15 protein-coding genes are annotated in these 18296 nt (G+C 36.8%); 8 read left to right on the plus strand and 7 right to left on the minus strand.

The features are described from left to right. Window positions 1-57: 57 nt before the first annotated feature. Window positions 58-1974 (minus strand): heavy metal translocating P-type ATPase, encoded by a 1917-nt coding sequence (locus NIZ91_02030; GenBank protein ID USY55485.1) that lies wholly within the window; start codon window positions 1972-1974, stop codon window positions 58-60. Between the two features lie 207 nt (window positions 1975-2181). Next, window positions 2182-2331 carry a BH0509 family protein gene (locus tag NIZ91_02035; GenBank protein ID USY55486.1) on the minus strand — a complete coding sequence of 50 codons (150 nt, stop codon included), beginning with the start codon at window positions 2329-2331 and terminating at the stop codon, window positions 2182-2184. Between the two features lie 325 nt (window positions 2332-2656). Here NIZ91_02035 and NIZ91_02040 point away from each other — a divergent pair, with 325 nt between their 5' ends. Then, the gene (locus NIZ91_02040) at window positions 2657-2974 is read left to right on the plus strand and encodes a metalloregulator ArsR/SmtB family transcription factor (protein USY55487.1); all 318 of its coding nucleotides are present in this window, start codon (window positions 2657-2659) and stop codon (window positions 2972-2974) included. A gap of 12 nt (window positions 2975-2986) precedes the next feature. Beyond that, the gene (locus tag NIZ91_02045) at window positions 2987-3922 is read left to right on the plus strand and encodes a cation diffusion facilitator family transporter (protein ID USY55488.1); all 936 of its coding nucleotides are present in this window, start codon (window positions 2987-2989) and stop codon (window positions 3920-3922) included. Window positions 3923-3968: 46 nt separating this feature from the next. Here the strand turns inward: NIZ91_02045 and NIZ91_02050 are convergent, their stop codons facing one another. Further along, the gene (locus NIZ91_02050; protein USY55489.1) at window positions 3969-5159 is read right to left on the minus strand and encodes an MFS transporter; all 1191 of its coding nucleotides are present in this window, start codon (window positions 5157-5159) and stop codon (window positions 3969-3971) included. Between the two features lie 143 nt (window positions 5160-5302). Here NIZ91_02050 and NIZ91_02055 point away from each other — a divergent pair, with 143 nt between their 5' ends. The 6 genes from NIZ91_02055 to NIZ91_02080 all read left to right on the plus strand — a co-directional run bounded on the left by NIZ91_02055 (window position 5303) and on the right by NIZ91_02080 (window position 13343). Beyond that, window positions 5303-5686, plus strand: coding sequence for an OsmC family protein (locus NIZ91_02055; GenBank protein ID USY55490.1), 384 nt, complete (start codon window positions 5303-5305; stop codon window positions 5684-5686). A gap of 198 nt (window positions 5687-5884) precedes the next feature. After that, window positions 5885-6397, plus strand: a complete 513-nt coding sequence (locus NIZ91_02060; GenBank protein ID USY55491.1) for a hypothetical protein — start codon at window positions 5885-5887, stop codon at window positions 6395-6397. Between the two features lie 216 nt (window positions 6398-6613). Further along, window positions 6614-6991, plus strand: a complete 378-nt coding sequence (locus NIZ91_02065) for a phage shock protein B (GenBank protein ID USY55492.1) — start codon at window positions 6614-6616, stop codon at window positions 6989-6991. Beyond that, window positions 6991-7470 carry a hypothetical protein gene (locus tag NIZ91_02070; protein USY55493.1) on the plus strand — a complete coding sequence of 160 codons (480 nt, stop codon included), beginning with the start codon at window positions 6991-6993 and terminating at the stop codon, window positions 7468-7470. The genes NIZ91_02065 and NIZ91_02070 overlap by 1 nt, the downstream gene beginning before the upstream one ends. A gap of 368 nt (window positions 7471-7838) precedes the next feature. Then, the gene (locus tag NIZ91_02075) at window positions 7839-12005 is read left to right on the plus strand and encodes a S8 family serine peptidase (GenBank protein USY55494.1); all 4167 of its coding nucleotides are present in this window, start codon (window positions 7839-7841) and stop codon (window positions 12003-12005) included. Between the two features lie 90 nt (window positions 12006-12095). Continuing rightward, on the plus strand, window positions 12096-13343 hold the full coding sequence (locus NIZ91_02080) for a helix-turn-helix transcriptional regulator (protein ID USY55495.1): 1248 nt from the start codon (window positions 12096-12098) through the stop codon (window positions 13341-13343). 99 nt (window positions 13344-13442) lie between these two features. Here NIZ91_02080 and NIZ91_02085 read toward each other — a convergent pair whose 3' ends face one another. From NIZ91_02085 to NIZ91_02100, 4 genes are all read right to left on the minus strand, one after another. After that, a complete protein-coding gene (locus NIZ91_02085; GenBank protein USY55496.1) occupies window positions 13443-14855 on the minus strand; it encodes a sodium:solute symporter in 1413 nt (470 codons plus the stop codon). 59 nt (window positions 14856-14914) lie between these two features. Further along, entirely contained in the window at window positions 14915-15892 is a 978-nt protein-coding gene (gene speB / locus NIZ91_02090) for an agmatinase (protein USY55497.1), read from the minus strand. A gap of 157 nt (window positions 15893-16049) precedes the next feature. Beyond that, window positions 16050-17459, minus strand: coding sequence for a sigma 54-interacting transcriptional regulator (locus tag NIZ91_02095; protein ID USY57069.1), 1410 nt, complete (start codon window positions 17457-17459; stop codon window positions 16050-16052). A 110-nt stretch (window positions 17460-17569) separates the two neighbouring features. Next, the gene (locus tag NIZ91_02100; protein USY55498.1) at window positions 17570-18166 is read right to left on the minus strand and encodes a class I SAM-dependent methyltransferase; all 597 of its coding nucleotides are present in this window, start codon (window positions 18164-18166) and stop codon (window positions 17570-17572) included. Between the last annotated feature and the right edge of the window lie 130 nt (window positions 18167-18296).

Raw genomic sequence — 18296 nt, forward strand, 5'->3', positions numbered from 1 at the left:
ATTAAGCAATTTGCTTTTATAAAAAAAGAGGCCTGATAAAAGGCCTCTTTTTGGGTGTTAAGACTTTAATAAACGCAGTCCATTTAAGATAACGAGAATTGTGCTCCCCTCATGTCCAATCACGCCAAAAGGCATATCGAGAACTTGAAGGAAGTTTGATGCGATTAATAAGAAAATAACGCTGATTGAAAAAATAACGTTTTGCTTAACAATGCTGTTCATTCGCTTAGATAATTTAACAGCATCGGCAATTCTAGATAGATTATTTTTCATTAATACAACGTCAGCCGTTTCTAATGCAACGTCTGTACCTTCTCCCATAGCAATTCCAACATTGGAAGTAGCAAGAGCCGGAGCGTCGTTAATTCCGTCTCCAACCATAGCTACAGTCGAATATTTTTCTTTTAATTCCTTTACTTTATCCACCTTTGTTTCAGGCAAGCATTCAGAAATATATTCATCTACCATGCATTCTTTTGCAATGGCTTCCGCTGTTTTTTCACTATCTCCCGTAATCATAACCGTGTGGATACCTAAAGATTTCAGGACTTTAATTGCTTCGACTGCTTCTGTTCGCACCACGTCTTTTAATGCTAGGATTCCAATAACGCCGTGTTCATCTCTTGCATAAACAACAGTTTTTCCCTCCGAAGCAAGAGCCGTTGCAGAACCGTCCTTAAAGGACATTGCATCGTTCTTGCCAATAAAATCTGCTTTTCCAATCTTCCACTGCTTACCTTGAATGGTACCAATAACACCAAATCCCGGAACATCTTCAAGAGATTCAGGTTGAAGTAACTGAAGGTTTTTTTTATCTTTTGCAAATTGTACAATTGATTGAGCAAGCGGATGGTTTGAATGACGTTCAATTGAAGCAATTTTAATTAAAAACTCATCTTCAGAAACGCCGTCACGAACAAGTACATCCGTTACCTCAGGCTTTCCTTTCGTAAGCGTCCCGGTTTTGTCAAATGCAACAGCGTTTAAATGGTTTAATCGCTCTAAATGTACGCCCCCTTTAAATAAGATTCCTTTACGGGCTCCGTTTGAAATAGCTGACAGAGAAGCTGGCGTAATAGACGCTACAAGTGCACAAGGAGAGGCGACAACCAGTAAAATCATCGCTCTGTAAAATGTTTCAGTCCAACTCCACCCAAGAACATAGTGAGGAAGGAATAGCATGATGGCAACAACGGATAGAACCACTTTTACATAGGTTCCTTCAAATCGTTCAATGAATAGCTGAGAAGGTGATTTCTCGCTTTGGGCACTTTGAACAAGCTGAATAATCTTTTGGAATAGCGTTTCCGTACTTGGCTTTGTCATTTGAATGACGATAGCGCCTTTTAAATTTACCGTACCTGCAAATACTTCTTCATCAGCCGTTTTTAAAATGGGAACTGATTCACCGGTAATCGCAGCCTGATCAATTGTTGTTTCACCTGATAAGACAATGCCATCTACAGGTACGCGTTCACCAGGCTTCACAAGTAAAGTATCGTTTACTCGTAGTTCAGAAATAGCTACGACTTCTTCATGATCCCCGTTTAAACGAGTTGCTTCTTGAGGCTGTAAATCCATTAAAGCACTGATTTCGCGACTGCTTTTATTCATGGTGTATGTTTCAAGCGCTCCGCTTAATGCAAAAATAAAGATAAGCATGGCACCCTCTGTCCAGTAACCAATTACAGCGGCACCAACAGCTGCAATAATCATCAGCATTTCTACGTTTAGTTCTTTATTTTCAATTGTTTCTTCAATGCCTTCTTTAGCTTTGGCAAATCCGCCAATAACATAAGCAAGCACGAATAACGTAATAGATAAGGTCGAAGCATCTTGTTTTGATAAAAGCCAAGCAGCTAAAATAAGCACGCCGCTTACAAGAGCAGCAATCAATTCGCCGTGTGCCTGCATGCCAGCAAGGAACGAAGAAGCTGATTGATTCTCTTGTTTTTTTGCTAATGTTTGTTCCATAAAAAGCCTCCTATAATGTAGTAGTTGAGAAGAATAATCACAATCATTACCCCTAAAAAAGCACAAAAGCTGCCATCTCAGCGATAGCAGCACGTCTTACAATTGTTATAAGGTTTTTTGAATATATTAGTAACAAAAGTATAACATGGAATAGCTACAGAAGGAATAGTGAAAATTGCGTTTATAATCTAAGAAGAGTATATGCTCTTACATATCTAAGTGTTCTTCATACAGTCGATATGCAGAAGAATAAACATGTTCGATGTCAGCGTCCGTCATATACATTAATGTCTCACGATCAAACCCCTTAATTGTTTCAATAAACATAATCATATTCTTGCGTTCTTGTCTGCTCATTGTTATTTCTCCTCTCAATCTGTTTTAATACAGTTTATTATTATTAATTGTATTATATAACAGTTTTCTGGATTTTGTGTAGCTTTTTTTTAAAATTAGGCTTATTTTTTTAAAATGATTGATTCAGTCTAGAAATCACAGACGTTATATCTAGTTTTAACTCGTTAAATAAAGAATGATGAAGCAGCACGGCATGCTACCCCGTAGTAATGAAAACAGTATTTCTGGAAATAGTAACAGTTGACAAATATTTTTCTGAAATTTACAATAAAGTATATGAGCATATGTTCATATACTATTGTGTATTGTGGAAGGGGAAGCTTTAATGAAAAGAGAAGACCATCACTTTTTATCGGCCAGAACGGTCGATGAAGCGTCTCGCATGCTAAAAGCAATTTCTGATCCTACAAGAATGAAAATTTTATATTTACTGTTTCAAGAAGAGTGTTCCGTTGGCCATATGACAGAAGTATTAAACATTTCACAATCCGCTGTATCCCACCAGCTAAGCTATTTGCGAAATTTACGATTAGTGAAATACAGAAGAGAAGGGAATACATACTTTTACACATATGCCGACGAACATGTTGTAGGTATTTTAAATCAAGTGATTCAGCACATTGAATGCGTGCACGAAGAATAGGGAGGAGATTGAATGAGTCACCACCATCATCACCATCACGGCCATGACCACCATGGGCATCATCATTTTGACAGGCAGCGTGAGGGCAACCAAAAAGGACTTCTTATTGCTTTATGTATTACAGCAGGTATTATGATTTTAGAATTCATTGGAGGACTTGTGACAAACAGCTTGGCACTCCTATCCGACAGTGGGCATATGCTTTCGGATACAAGTTCACTAGCACTAAGCCTTGTAGCTATTTGGTTTGCAAACCGTGCAGCTTCATCGGAAAAAACGTACGGATACTATCGATTCGAAGTGTTGGCTGCCTTATTTAACGGAGTAACTCTCTTTGTTATCGCAGGTTTTATTATCTATGAAGCCTATGAACGCGTGCTGCATCCTCAAACGGTTGCGAGCGGTATGATGATGGTTATCGCAGCTATTGGTCTAGGTGCTAACCTGCTTAGTGCTTGGTCGCTTTTACGACAAGGCGACGTAAAAGATAACGTTAATTTGCGAAGTGCATATCTGCACGTGTTAGGAGATGCTTTAGGTTCTGTTGGCGCTTTAGTTGCCGGGTTACTCATGCTTTTATTTAATTGGTATATTGCCGACCCTATTATTTCTGTGGTGGTAGCACTCTTGATTTTAAAAAGTGCTTGGGGAGTCTTAACTCATAGCGTTCATATTTTAATGGAGGGTTCACCTGCACACGTAGATACAAACGAAATTAAGGAGTTACTTAAAGAAATTGATGGTGTAAAAGATGTTCACGATATTCATGTATGGACGATTACATCTGGACTTCATTCTTTTAGCTGTCATTTACAAGTAAGTGACGACCAGGATTGTCAGGCTATTTTACAAAAGGCACTGAACTTAGTGAAGGAGCAGTGTGGTATTGAGCATTCGACGATTCAAGTTGAGAAGTCAGGACTTGAGCACGGTGAGCTGAAGGTATAGAGAAGAATGGAAAAGGAGGTTGCAATAAAGCAACCTCCTTTTCCATTCATTTTGATAAGGTAGTCTTTTTGTAGCTTGGCACGGATGTGCCAAACAAAAAGACGCACAGGAAAATTAAAAATAGTATAGAACTAATAACGACAAAAAAGCTTAAACCTTCAAACAGCCCAATAAAAGTTCCACCTAGGTACGGTCCCGCTAAGCTTCCAACGCTAAAGGCAATTCCACACAGCAAGTTGCCTGTTGGTAGCAGCGAATTTGGCATGAGATCTGTCATATAACTGATTCCTAGACTAAACGTAGAGCCAAGGAGCATCCCTCCGATAAATAAGCAAGTTAATAGTGGAATTGTTGTGGATTCTAGTAGCGTTGCCAATAAAAATGCTCCAGAGCCTAAAAATAAAATCCAGTGAAGAACAAACTTTCGTCCATATTTATCACTCAGCATGCCAAGAGGGAGCTGAAATATAATACCGCCGACTGCGAAAGAGGTTAGCAAAAGTGAAATAAATTCTACGTTTAAACCAATTCGCAATCCGTAAATCGGAAAGCTTCCATTCAGTGACGACTCTAAGAACCCGTAACCAAGCGGTGGTAAAAACGCAATCCAACCGTATTTTATGGCTTGTGAAAAGCGCTTCATTGTTGCAGCAAAAGACATTGTACTTATTTCTTCATCACCCGTTGGAATTTCATTTTTTAATAAAAATAAAAATGCCCATGTGATGAAGCAAATGAATGCTGAAAAAATAAACGGCAACGATTCACTTACGTTAACCAAATTGGCCATCAAAGGACCGACCGCAAAACCAATGCCAAAGGAAAGGCCGTACAGTGAGATGTTCCGTCCGCGCTTTTCAACAGGTGAAAATGCTGTAATCCATGTTTGCGTAGCAAAGTGAAGAGCATGATCCCCAATTCCAATTGCGAGACGAAGCAAAAACCAAAACGTAACCGATTTCCAAAGTGGAAACAAAAAGAGGGATAAGATTACTAAAGCTCCTCCCCACATGATAATCGGTTTATAGCCATAATTTCGTAAGAGTGGCTCCATAAATGGAGATGCCAGTAAAATACCAATATATAAGCCAGCAGCGTTTAATCCATTTAAAGTCGATGATACCCCATCTTTTTCAAAGATAATAGCAATAAGTGGTAACAACATACCTTGACTAAAGCCAGAAATCGCTACTAGGCTAACCAAGACCCAAAATCGTGTTCGTAACGTTCTGTTCATATAAGTGACCTCGTTTTTAGATGTTTTTTCTCCACGTATAATCGTATAGAATCTATCTGAAAATGACAATAAGGGAACTTAAATATTTGAGTATCGTTCCAATTCGTGATATAACGAATTAAAACCCTAGGAGGTATTTTGGGATGGAATTTAAAATGCAAGAAGTTGGTTTCTCAACAGATTTACCATTTGGGAATTTGCAGGTGGCAGGAGATGATGAATACGGCTTTCGTCCGTTTCAGCTAATGGTTTCATCCATTGCGGTTTGTAGCGGTGGCGTTCTTCGTAAAATATTAGAAAAGAAGCGCATTGAAGTGAAAGATATTCACATTTCAGCAGACGTGACGCGAAATGAAAAAGAAGCAAATCGCATTGAAAGCATCCATTTACACTATAAAATTAGCGGTGAAAATCTTCCGCACGATAAAATTGAAAAATCAATTGAACTTGCTAGAAAGAATTGTTCAATGCTTCAATCTGTTGTTAACAGCATCAATGTAATGGAAACATTTGAGTTGATCGCATAAATTTATCCCTCTCAGAATAAATCTGAGAGGGTTTTTTCTTGTTATCTATGATTATGCTTAATCTATTCCTTATGAAAGAAGGTTCAATTTTAACTAAAATCATCTATAATAAAAAAGTGTTTAGAATATATTCCCATATGTAAAGCAGAGCGTTTTAAAAATTAGGACGTCACCCTAAAAAAGAGGAGCTGATACAATTTGGTTCAATTAAAAGATTTTATGATTGATTTTGACTATACAAAAGGAATACCTTTTTTCCAAGTTCATCAGAACAATAGAATCCGATTTGATCTTTATGAACTATCGCTGGCTGATTTTAAAAGTATTATTAACGAAGTCTTTCCTGAGAGGAAAGACATTAATGCTATTTTTATTTCAGCGTACATCTTTAATGGAAAGCGGCGGTCAGCAAAATCTAGAGTTGGTCGTACCTTTCAGTTGAACAATTGGAACGAATACATAGCAGCGAAAGATAAAAATAATGCAGTTGTCTATGCTTCTGTCAAAAATTTAAGTTCTAGCGATGTTTATAATTATTGTTTGAGTATTAGAAAGGGAGGAAGGCCAGCATATATCTCATTTTATTCGAATGACTATTTGTTATATGTAAGTACGGATGTTATTGATATTGTCTCAAACGATACAATGAACATCGCTAAGTTAAAAGATGACTATAACGGCTTGTACAATACGTATTATGCACAGCAATAAGATACGCACCACCTTACATAAAACAGGTATATAGAACTAATTAGAGATTGAAAGAAAAGGAAAAGACAAGTAAGATAGATTTGATTACTAAAGGTTTCTTAGAATGATGATAGGACTATCGGCTAGTTTTAGGGCTTTGATTCGAAATGCTGAGTTTATCAATGTATAATTCAGTATGAATGAGATAATCGATATACAAATAAGGGAGGATTTACCATGGGATTACTTATAGTTAGTTTACTAGGAATAGCTATTGTATTGCTTATTCTATCTTTCAGAAAAACAAAACAAGCACAAACTCATACAGATCAGCAGCTAGAACAGTTGACGCTGACCATTGGACAAGAAATGAATGAATTGAATGACCGTATTCGTACTCTTGAAATTGATGCGGCGATTACAGCAGAAAAATCAGGTGTATTAGGTCTAGAATCACCTGAGCGTAAAGATCTTCGCAATATGATTGACATGCATAAGCGCGGTTATTCATCTGAAAGCATTGCAGGACGAATGAAAGGCTATACGCAACAAGAAGTGGAACAAATGCTGGCTCCTTACACAAAGAAGAAAGATGAAGGGAGCATGATGGCATAATGACACCGAATACGCTACGCAGCTTTGCTATGGGTTTACTCGTTGCAGCAACCGCAACGGGCATTGTGTACTTGCTTGAGCCATCTTCAACCTCAACTTCTAAAGAGTTATCAGAAGAAGAGATGCAAACCCAGTTAGAAGACAAAGGTTTTGTGGTTCAAACACAAGAAGAACTGGACAAGCAGTTAGCTGATGCGCAAGCAGAAGCAGCACAGGAAGCTCAAAAAGAATCGAAAGAAGAAAAAGAAGAGCAGCCAAAAGAAGAACCAGTTTATCGCACAATTATCAACGTGTCATCTGGTATGACGGCAGTTGATGTTGGTGAGGTTCTTGAAAAAGCTAAAATCGTAAAAAGCGGCTTTGAGTTCTACAAAAAGGTAGAAGGTCAAGGTGTGGAAAACAAACTTCGTCCAGGCACGTTTGAAGTTGATAGCAGCATGACCGAAGATGAAATGATTGCTGTGATTTTTAAAGGGTAACAAGAAAACTCTCTTAAGTAAAACTTAAGAGAGTTTTCTTGTTATGGTTGATTGAAGGGCTTGGCTGTTTCACTCACAATAGTAGGCTATTGTAGTGGTCTGGAAGTAACTTCTATATAAATTGTACCTTCTTTGTACTAAAAGAAGCAATTGGGGTTTTTTACTAGATATCAAAACATATTATGTAACATACAACTCTCTTTGTGAGAGTTCTTAGCATATATTTTCATAACTTTAAGGTTATTATTTGCCATCAATAGGTTCTTTATTCCCGTTTTATTACCCCAATTTACTTCTTCTCCTTAATCCCGTTACGATAAATATAGATTCGATTTATAAACTATATTTTTCATATAAGGGGGATTCAAATGAAAGCAAAAAAACATTTGCTAAAATGTGCTTTAGTAGCTGGTGTGATAATTTCTACCTCTACACCTTACGCTGCTTTAGCAAAAGAGCCAAGTATCACGATGAGTGAAGCGGAACAAGTACTAAATAATTTATCAAAAGAACAAAGAGAAGCTTTACAACAACTTGAAATTGGACCTGGCTTTATTATTTCACCCGATATTAATACTACAACCCCAGAAAACGTTGAGATTATCGTTGAGTTTAAGCAAGATCCAGCAAAAGTAGAAGTGAAAAAACAAATGCTTAATCAAAAGAAAATCTCTTTAGGTACTGCAAAACAAAGAGTTGAACAGTCACATAAAGAATTCAAAACGTATATAGATCAATTAAAAACTAAGAAAAAAAAGGCGGTATACGATCCAAGTAAGATTAACGTGAAGCATGAGTATAAAAATGCCTTTAATGGTGTAGCAATGAGCCTTCCTGGAACGGCAGTTGAAGAATTATTGAATTCTGGAGAAGTAAAAAGAATTTGGAGCAATGTTCAAATTCAACTTGAACTTCCTAAGTCAAAAGGGGAGAAAGCTACTCCTAAAATGATTGACAGCATTCCACAAATTGGAGTAGATAAGCTTCATGATGAAGGAATTACAGGTCAAGGTATTAAAGTGGGAGTGCTGGATACAGGCATTGACTACACACATCCAGATTTATCGGATTCATATAAAGGATATCGATCAGCAGAAGGAAGCGATGGAAAAGGTGTAAACCCGTCTTCTGTAAAGGGATGGGATTTTATTAACAATGATGCCGATCCGATGGAAACAACGCATAAAGATTGGAAAGCAACGAGCTCTCCTGAATTTAATGCTTCAGGAAATGCATATTATACGTCTCATGGTACTCACGTATCCGGTACAATTGCGGCTCAAAAAGATAATAAGGTAGATTACGCAGTAAAAGGCGTAGCGCCAGATGTTGAATTATATGCTTATAAAGTACTTGGTCCCTATGGTTCTGGTGCAACTGAAGGAGTTTTAGCAGGTATCGATAAAGCTGTGGCAGATGGAATGGATGTCATCAATTTATCGCTAGGGGCAAATGTAAACGATCCGCTGTATCCTACATCTGTTGCAATTAACAATGCGATGCTATCAGGTGTTGTATCCGTAGTAGCAGCTGGAAATACGGGACCATCTGAAAAGACGGTTAATTCGCCGGGGACAAGTGCATTTGGAATTACCGTAGGAGCTAGTGATGCAGCTATTTCCATCCCAACTTTTTCAGTAACGGCAGGTAATAAAACAATTGAATCAATGAAGCTGTTAGGAAAACATTTTAATGACAGTTTAAGAGAATTTGAAGGACGTACCTATCCTATTGCGTCAGTTGGATTAGGAAAACCAGAAGACTTTAATGGTAAAGATTTAAATGGAAAGATAGCGCTTATTCAGCGCGGCGAGCTTACATTTGAAGCAAAAATACAAAATGCTAAGAAAGCAGGAGCAACAGCCGTCATTATTTATAATAATGAAGAGGGTGACATTCCCTCTTATATGGGTGAAAGTACGAAATATATTCCAACATTTCAGCTTACAAAAACAGATGGAGAACAATTAAAGAATGAAGAATCTATTACATTTAATACTCTATCTAGTGTGAAAACAGGAGGAGACTCTTTAGCAAGTTTTAGCTCTAGAGGCCCTGTTAATAGTAACGATGATATTAAGCCAGACATCGTTGCGCCAGGAGTATCCATTTTTTCTACGTATCCAGAATTTATGAATCACCCACAAGACGGTGAGGATTTTACAACTGCTTATGCTCGCTTAAACGGTACTTCAATGGCTACGCCACACGTAGCGGGTGTAGCAGCACTTATTTTACAAAAAAATCCAAATGTTGATCCGTTTGAAATGAAAGCTATGCTTATGAATACGGCAGAAGACCTAAAGAGCAATTATTCTGTTCACGAAGTAGGGGCTGGACGTATTGACGCATATCAAGCGGTTCATTCTGATATATCTTTTAAAGTATTAAATCGCACTGACGACATCCAAAACGGTGAGTATGTAGAAATCGATAATTTAACAGGTTCGATTAACTATGAAAGTCATTACTTAACAGGAAGTCCTATTAATGAAAACCGCCTCATCAAAATAATAAATAAAGGAAGAGAAGCGAAGTCGTTTCAAGTTAATGTGGAGTACCATAAAGCTGGGACAGGGATACAAGATGGCATAACCAATAAGATAAAAGTTAACGTACCTCAACAATTGCATCTTGACCCAGAAAGTACTCAAGAGATTTCTGCTGAAATTACGGTTCCAAGTGATGCAAAGCCTGGACGCTACGAAGGATATATTCATATTGTAAATGAAAAAGATGAGAAAGATCATTACCAAATTCCATTTGCTATACGAGTTGTTGAAAAAGGTATTGCCGTAGCGGAACCTCTTGTACCGTCCGTTACAAATAATACACCTTTTCATCAATATTACACGCCAGGAACTCACATTGTATTTAAGTTGAATAGTCCAATGGAGCATTTCGATATTGTAATGAGAGATAAAAAAACTGGCCAAGCAGTTGGAGTAATTGGTAGCTACGATGGAAAAGGTGCGATTCCTGATAAAGAATACTTAATTTATTTTGGGCATAGAGGCCTTGTCTATCCATTCACTGGTGACAAAAAGCAACCAATTGGCGATTATATTCAAAAAGTTCCAGAAGGTGAATATGTCATTGAATTTATTGGTAGAGATAAAGATGGAAAAACATATAGCAAAGAAAGTGTGGGAGTAATAGATAATACACCACCAAAGATAGATTTAGCTCTTGAACCAGGGCCAATTGAGGTTACGAAAGATATGTTATCTGAAGAAGATGGGTACTATGGGCTTTGGGTACATGGAACAGTCAAAGATAATACCGTCGACTTACTGAAACAAAGAGGCTTTAAGTATACTCAAAAAACAAATTCAGTTGCTTACTACGAAAGTGGCCCACCATTTATTAGAGGATTTTTGCAAATTGAAGATAATGGTGAGACAAAGTTTGGAGTTCTACCAGAAGAATATGAGAAAAAACCTTATGAACTACGCTTGTTCCCATGGGATATGGCAACAGCCGCTGATTATCATTACTCACCTCGTTATATCTTTATGAATGAAGGGACGGAGTATGCAGGAGGTTACTTTAATAAAGAAAAAGTGCAATTAAACGATGAGGCAACATTGACTGTAAGCCTTAATAATGTAAAAGAGTTTATGGCTGGCTCACTGAAAATAGATAATAACTATGTATTACAGTTCAAAGAAGTAAAAGTTAACAAGGAGTTTCAAGAATTAGCCAACAAATATGGAGCTGAGGTTAAGCTTGATGAGCCAAAGGTGTCTGAATCTTCTGTTCAGGTGGGGGCTTCTTTGGTGAAAGATGGATTTAATGGTATTAGCGGAGATACGCCTTTCCTGGATGTAACGTTTAAATTAATAAACGACACAGAGGTTTCTAAAAATACTGGTGCACAACTTACAAACCTGTCTTATAAAAAAGCAGGGAAGACAGAAGATATCAGTATTCCAGCTTATAGTTTCAAAAACATGGAGGTTATTTCAACACATAGTAGGTTTACTGGTAACTTCGCGCCGGAAGCATTTTTAACTCCAGAAGGATACAGTAATAATAAATATGATTTTACAAAGATTAATGCTAACATTTATGCCAAGAATAGTAAGGATGAAGTATTTGAAGCTAAATTAGATAAACGCGGGGGTTATGAATTCATTGTCCCAGCAGATAAAGACGCATATAAAATTTATGCAAAAGTTCCTGGACACCTCACACAATCTATGCACGTGATGGGAAGCATTGAAGAAGAAGGAGAATATCGCGGTATTTATTGGAGACAAAACCCAGGTAAAAACCTAGTAGGTGATGTAACTGGAGACGAAGTTATTGACATTCGTGATGTAAAAGAAGCAGTTGAAGACTACGGTAAACAAGGAGGAAAAGCAGATCTGAATCAAGATAACACAGTCAATGAAACCGATATTCGGTTAATTGAACAAAATTTCCTCACAAAAGGTCAATTGGCTGGAAAAGGCAATAATCCAAAAGAAACAATTGGTAAAAAGGATCTTGCATATTATCTAAAAGAAGTAGGTTTAACACCTAAAAATTAACGATAAATTTGAAAGAAAGCGTTGGAGATTTCCTTCGCTTTTTTTTTATGCTTGCTATAATATAGGAAAACACTTTAAGTGAGGTTGATTATGGTTGAAGAAAAAATTATAAAATTTTATCGAGAAAAAAGCGGTTTAACGCAAGCTCAACTATGTGAAGGTATTTGTTCAGTTACTCACTTAAGCAAGATTGAAAGAGGACTTACAGAGTATTCAAAAGAGATTACAGGTATGCTAGCTCAAAGGCTGAAAATTAACCTTCAAGCAGAAACTAATCGCTATCACCGCTTGTCTAAAAAATTGCAACAATGGGAACAAGCTATTGTCATGCAGCATGGCGCAGAGTCCAAAACCTATAGGGAGGAGCTAGAAAAAGAACCGCTTATTAAAATGCCTGAATTTCAACAAATCTATCAATTGCTTTCTGTTAGATACTTTTTGTTTAATCAAGACCTAAATACAGCTAACCAACTTATAAAAGAAATTCAAAGGCAGGAAGGAATTTTGTCGGGCTATACGCGTAATATGCTAAAACATATTATAGGTATTTATTATTTTCAAATGGGTGAATTTCGTCATTGCATTGAGCATCTTACCAAAATTGATATAGAGCACTATAATAACGAGGAATATTTTTACCATCTAGCACTTGCTTACCATTCAGTCCATTCTAATATCACTGCTTATTATTATGGAAAAAAAGCATTAAGTTTTTTTCAGCGAACGTTAAATATTCTACGTATTATTGATACAGAATTAATGCTCATTGTTCAACTTAATGCAAAAGAACTCCATCATTTTGAAGAAACAAAAGAGAAATATGAACAACTACTAAAATTATGTGATTCAGTGCGCTCGCCAGCATATAAAGCAAAGGTTTACCATAATTTTGGCTTTGAATGTTATAGAAGAAAGCTGTATTCCGAATCGGTAGGGTATTTTAATGATGCATTGGCACTGATGGATCAATCTTCTCCACAGTATTTAACAACGCTTTACCAATATATTAATGCTTCGTATAGAGGGAAATTAACTCCGGTGACTACATTGTTAACTTTAGCAGAAAAAGGGTTCAAAGGAGCGAAAAAAATAAATTCACCTCAATGGATGGATTTTCAAATGGTTATATATGAAATCAAGGACGATAATGAGAACTACTATACACTAATTGAAGAAACTATATTACCCTATTATCAAAAAATAGGTTATTTTATTCTTGTTGAGCACTATGAAAGAAAGCTTTTTTACTACTACTCTGAAAAGGGAGATTTAAAGAAGGCAATGAAAATAGCTCATTCTTATATCGGTTCAAAAACAAGCTTTTATGATCACCATTAAAACTATACATAAAATTAGCTATATGTTACTTCTACAAATAAAAAGGTAAGCCTTTTCATCAGCTTACCTTCTACTGTCCGGTAGATTTTATCTTTTTGTTTAAGAAACAGACTGTTTTTTTGGTAGCTTAGGATTAGTAGAGATTTGAGTTTGTTTACTAGTAAGTGAAATAGTAACAAAAGAAATAAAGCTCGTAATCAGTCCGTAAACGATAGGTTCGGTGGCTGTAATACCTTGAACAACCAGTCCGATTAAGATGACTGCTGCGCTTAATAGAATAGAGAAGAAAGCAGCTTTGGACGTTGCCTTTCTCCAGAAGAAGCCAAATACAATTGGAAAGAACAATGAACCAGATAGCACTGCGTACGCCACATCTAATGCGACAAGAACGTCTTGAATCCATACGGCAAAGATCATGGTCACAACACCGACAGCTAAGGTCGTAAAGCGAGATGCTTTTAAAAATATTTTTTCACTCATAGATGGGACAAGGGGCTTGATAATGTCATTGACAATTAAAGTAGAAGAGGCAAGTAGTGTTCCTGATGAAGTTGACATTAACGCAGATAATACGCTAGCAAGTACAATGCCTAAAATACCTGTTGGTAATGTTTCAAGAGCCATACTTGTAAAAGCTGTTTGTGGATCGTTTAAAGCAGGGATGGCTACAAAAGCACACATACCAATAATGCTAATAGCAATTGCGTAAAATAAACTATAAATACCAGCTCCTAAAGTCCCTAAACGTGCTACTTTTAATGTTCTTGCAGTAAACAACCGTTGCCAAATGTCCTGTGCCACCACCATTCCTAAGCAGAATAGTAGAAAGTATTGAAAAATTTCCATTCCGCCAATGCTACTAATACCAAAATAAGAAGTAGGGAGCTCTGTTTGCAAATTGCTCCAGCCGCCAGCTTTGGAAAGACTCATTGGTAACATAATAGCAAAAATCCCAATTGTCATAATAATGAATTGAACAATATCGGTCATTGTAACGGACCACATGCCCCCAAGAATAGTATAAGAAAGAGCAATAGTTCCTCCAATTATCATTGAAAACGTGAGATTCCATCCAAGAAGAACGTGGAGCACTGTTCCCATTCCAATTACTTGAGTTACTGATACCATCATTGCATAAATAGCCGCTACTAATGCGCTAATAACACCTGTTTGTGCATTATAGCGCTCTGTTAGCATTTGACTAATTGTTAACACTTTTAACGAAAAAATCTTCTTTGAAAAAAAGATTCCCATGACGACTATTCCTAAACCAAGCATGGCAACTAGCCACAGTCCTGATAACCCAAATTCATAGCCAAGCCTAGCTGTTCCTATTGTGGATGCTCCTCCTAAAATCACGGCTGCTAAACATGCAAGATACATGGTAAACCCTAGGTTTCTGCCTGCTACGATATAATCTTCAGACGTTTTTGCTCGTCGAGAGCCTAAAATACCAACAAAGATTAACAGTAAAAAGTAAATAATAATAACCAAACCATCAACTGTATTCATCGATTCGCTCCTTTAGTAGAAGGAGAGAAGAAACTCTCTCCTTGGAATTAAGAATTCTATTATTCTACGGATTGAAGCTCTTTTTTTGTTTTGGTTTTTTTCGCTAATGCCACAAGCGTCACAAATTCATAAAGAATGTTAGCAGCAGCTGCTGCTGTAATGTCTCCATGATCGTAGGCTGGAAGTACTTCTACTAAATCAAAACCTACAAAAGATAAGCCTTCAAGCCCTCTTACAAATGCCAATGCATCATCAATCGAGGCGCCTGAAACCTCTGGGGTTCCTGTTCCTGGCGCAAATGAAGGATCAAGAAAGTCAATATCAAACGTTAAGAAAACAGGGCCTTCCTGTACACGAGTGTGAATCTTTTTAAGCATGGCTTCTACACCGTGTTTTTTATAATCATTTGTAGAGTACACGTCTAACCCTAAATTACGCGCATCTTCTAAATCTTCAGGTCCATACAAGCCGCCCCGCATTCCGATTTGCATGGAACGGGAGACGTCTATTAGACCTTCTTCAATAGCGCGGCGAAATACAGTACCATGATTATATTTTTTATCAAAGTAAGTATCCCATGTATCAGAGTGAGCATCGAATTGTAAAAGAGCTACAGGACCATGCTTTTTAGCAATTGCTCGTAATTCTCCAAGCGTAACTGAGTGATCACCGCCAATTGAAATAGGAATAATATCTTTATTAACAATCTCTGTAATTGCTTCTTCGATATTTACGTATGTCTCCTCAATATATCCCGGAACGACATTAATATCACCGTAGTCGATACCAGAGACATAATCAAAAATATTAATGTTTTGTTCTACGTTATACGGACGAAGTAAAATAGAAAAGTCTCTTACTGCTTGAGGACCGAAGCGGGCTCCAGTTCTAAATGATTGACCTGAATCAAACGGAATACCCGTAATGACAAAGTCCATATCATAATCAAGCTGTTCAATATAAGGTAAACGCATAAACGTACGTGGTCCACAAAAGCGAGGAGATTCAAATGAGTTTTTTGGTTCATACTTAGCCATCAGTAAATCGCTCCTTTAATTAAATAGATTGTCCTTTCTTTTTTATATTGCAAATACTGTGCCAAGTTTAAAAACCTTAAAAAAACCTTATGAACAGCATCTTGATGCTTAATCCATAAGGTTGATTTGATTCAAAAATGAATTTTTTACGGTAATTTTAATTCATTTTTGAATTAATTTGATATTTGTGTAAGCGTCTAACAACAGTTGCTTGACTCATTTCAAGCTCTTTAGCTATATCGTATGTAGTTTTATTTTCCTTGGCAGCTTTTAGTAAAAAGTGCTTTTCTACTTCAGCTAAGGCCTCTTTTAATGTTAGGTCTTGGTTTAGGTAAATCGAATTTTTATGCTGAACAGGTGTTTCAGATGTGTGAATACCATACGAGAAATCTTCATTTACATGAATGATATCAGTAGGAGAAGTGACTACGAGCCGTTCAACGAAGTTTTCCAATTCCCGTACATTCCCTGGCCAGTCATAACCACTTAAATAATCAATGGCTTTAGGATTAAATGACTTTTGAACATAATACTGCTCATTAAAACGATCTAAAAACATTTTTAGTAAGCTATAAATATCTTCTTTGCGTTCTCGAAGAGGTGGGATGGTAATAGGAATCACGTATAGGCGATAAAATAGATCTTCTCGGAACGTACCGTTTTTAACTTTTGCTTTTAGGTCTTGATTGGTAGCTACGACTAAACGAAAATCAATCTTTTTTGTCTTTCCTCCTCCAAGACGTGTAATTTGTTTTTCTTGGAGTACTTTTAGCAACTTAGTTTGAATATCAAGTGGAAGTTCGCCAACTTCGTCTAAAAAGAGAGTACCTTTATCAGCTTGTTCGATTAACCCTTTACGGCCTCTATGGTTAGCACCAGTAAAAGCACCGCTCTCATAACCAAACATTTCAGATTCAAATAAAGAGCTTGGAATAGCACCGCAGTTAACTTCAATAAAAGGACAAGCTTTTCGCTCACTGTTTTGATGCAAAGCGCGAGCAAAGACAGTTTTTCCTACACCGGATTCTCCTAAAAGAACGACATTAGCATCACTTGCAGCTACTCGCTCAGTAAGTTCCCAAACGTGCTGCATGTTCTTACTTTTAATTACCATGCCATTTCGAATTATTTCTTTTTCTTTGAGCTGTTGAATCTCAACTTCGTATTGCTTAAGTTGCTGTTGAAGATGTTCATAATCTTCTTTTAATCGTTTAAGCTCTGTTAAATCATGAGAGAAGCTAACAATTCGATACAGGATTCCTTTTTTATTAAAGATTGGGATGCCAGTTGCCATGATTAATCCACCGTCTTTGTTTCTTTGCATCAGCTGAACTTTCTTCTTTTTCTTTATAACGGCCAGCGTAACAGAAGGTGAGAATACCTGCTGTTTTTCAAGTTCGTAAGCAGATTTTCCGATAATAGAGTTAGAGTCGTATCCATAGATTTCTTTACAGTTTTTACTTGCTTTTAAAATAATTCCATCGCTATCAGCTATCACTATATTATCATTTGAAGCATCTAAAATAGCTTCCATTTCCATCATTAAGCTTTCATAGTGTTCAGACATCATTCACATACCCCTTTGTGGAATGGTTTTTATATAGAATTTTCAGTTTATTAAACTATTTTATATATCTTTTTAGGGAAATGGCAATGTCTTTGAAAGAAGTGAACTTATTACTTTAGACTGGTGGATAAAAACATTGAAGCATCTTGGTTCATGAAAATACGTTCACCGTAATGAAAAGTGTGAATTGTCGTTGATGCAAATCCAACTTCCAGCAACAATTCTTTTAGTTCGCTGTGAGAGAAGCCATTATGAACTTTTGGATGACTAATTTTAGAATTTTTATCAAAATCCACAATAATGAGCTTGCCATTGTCATTTAAAAGAGTGAATAATTGTTGCAACACTTGCTTAGTTTCTGGAATGTGAAGAAGAACAAGTGACATTAAAACAATATCTGCTTTAACAGTAGGTACTTTCTTTGTGAAGTCTGCACAGAGCGTTTTGGCATTTTGAATATCGTTATAGGCAATTTTACCTTTTGCAATATCGAGCATTTGCTCAGAGGAGTCTACTAATAAAACGGAATCGACTAAATCCGTTAGTTCTAAGCTGACAAGTCCCGTTCCGCTTCCGTAGTCCAGTAATGATTTTGATTGACTATCTTTTAACTGAGTTTTTACCTCTTTAACAATAACCTTAGATAATTCTATTCGATCCTCGGTATCATATCCTTTGGCCATTTGTTCAAATGGGTTATTTTCCATATTTACCTCCATCTTTTATAACGTTAGATTGTATTATAGCAAAAGAATAAGGGGCAATACATGTATCCGCTTTGGTCAAACTAGCAGGCGCTAAAAACCAATGATATACTTTCAATTATACTTACGCATT

Source organism: Bacillus sp. 1780r2a1 (assembly GCA_024134725.1).
In the GTDB taxonomy this organism is placed as follows: Bacteria; Bacillota; Bacilli; order Bacillales; family Bacillaceae_H; genus Priestia; species Priestia aryabhattai_A.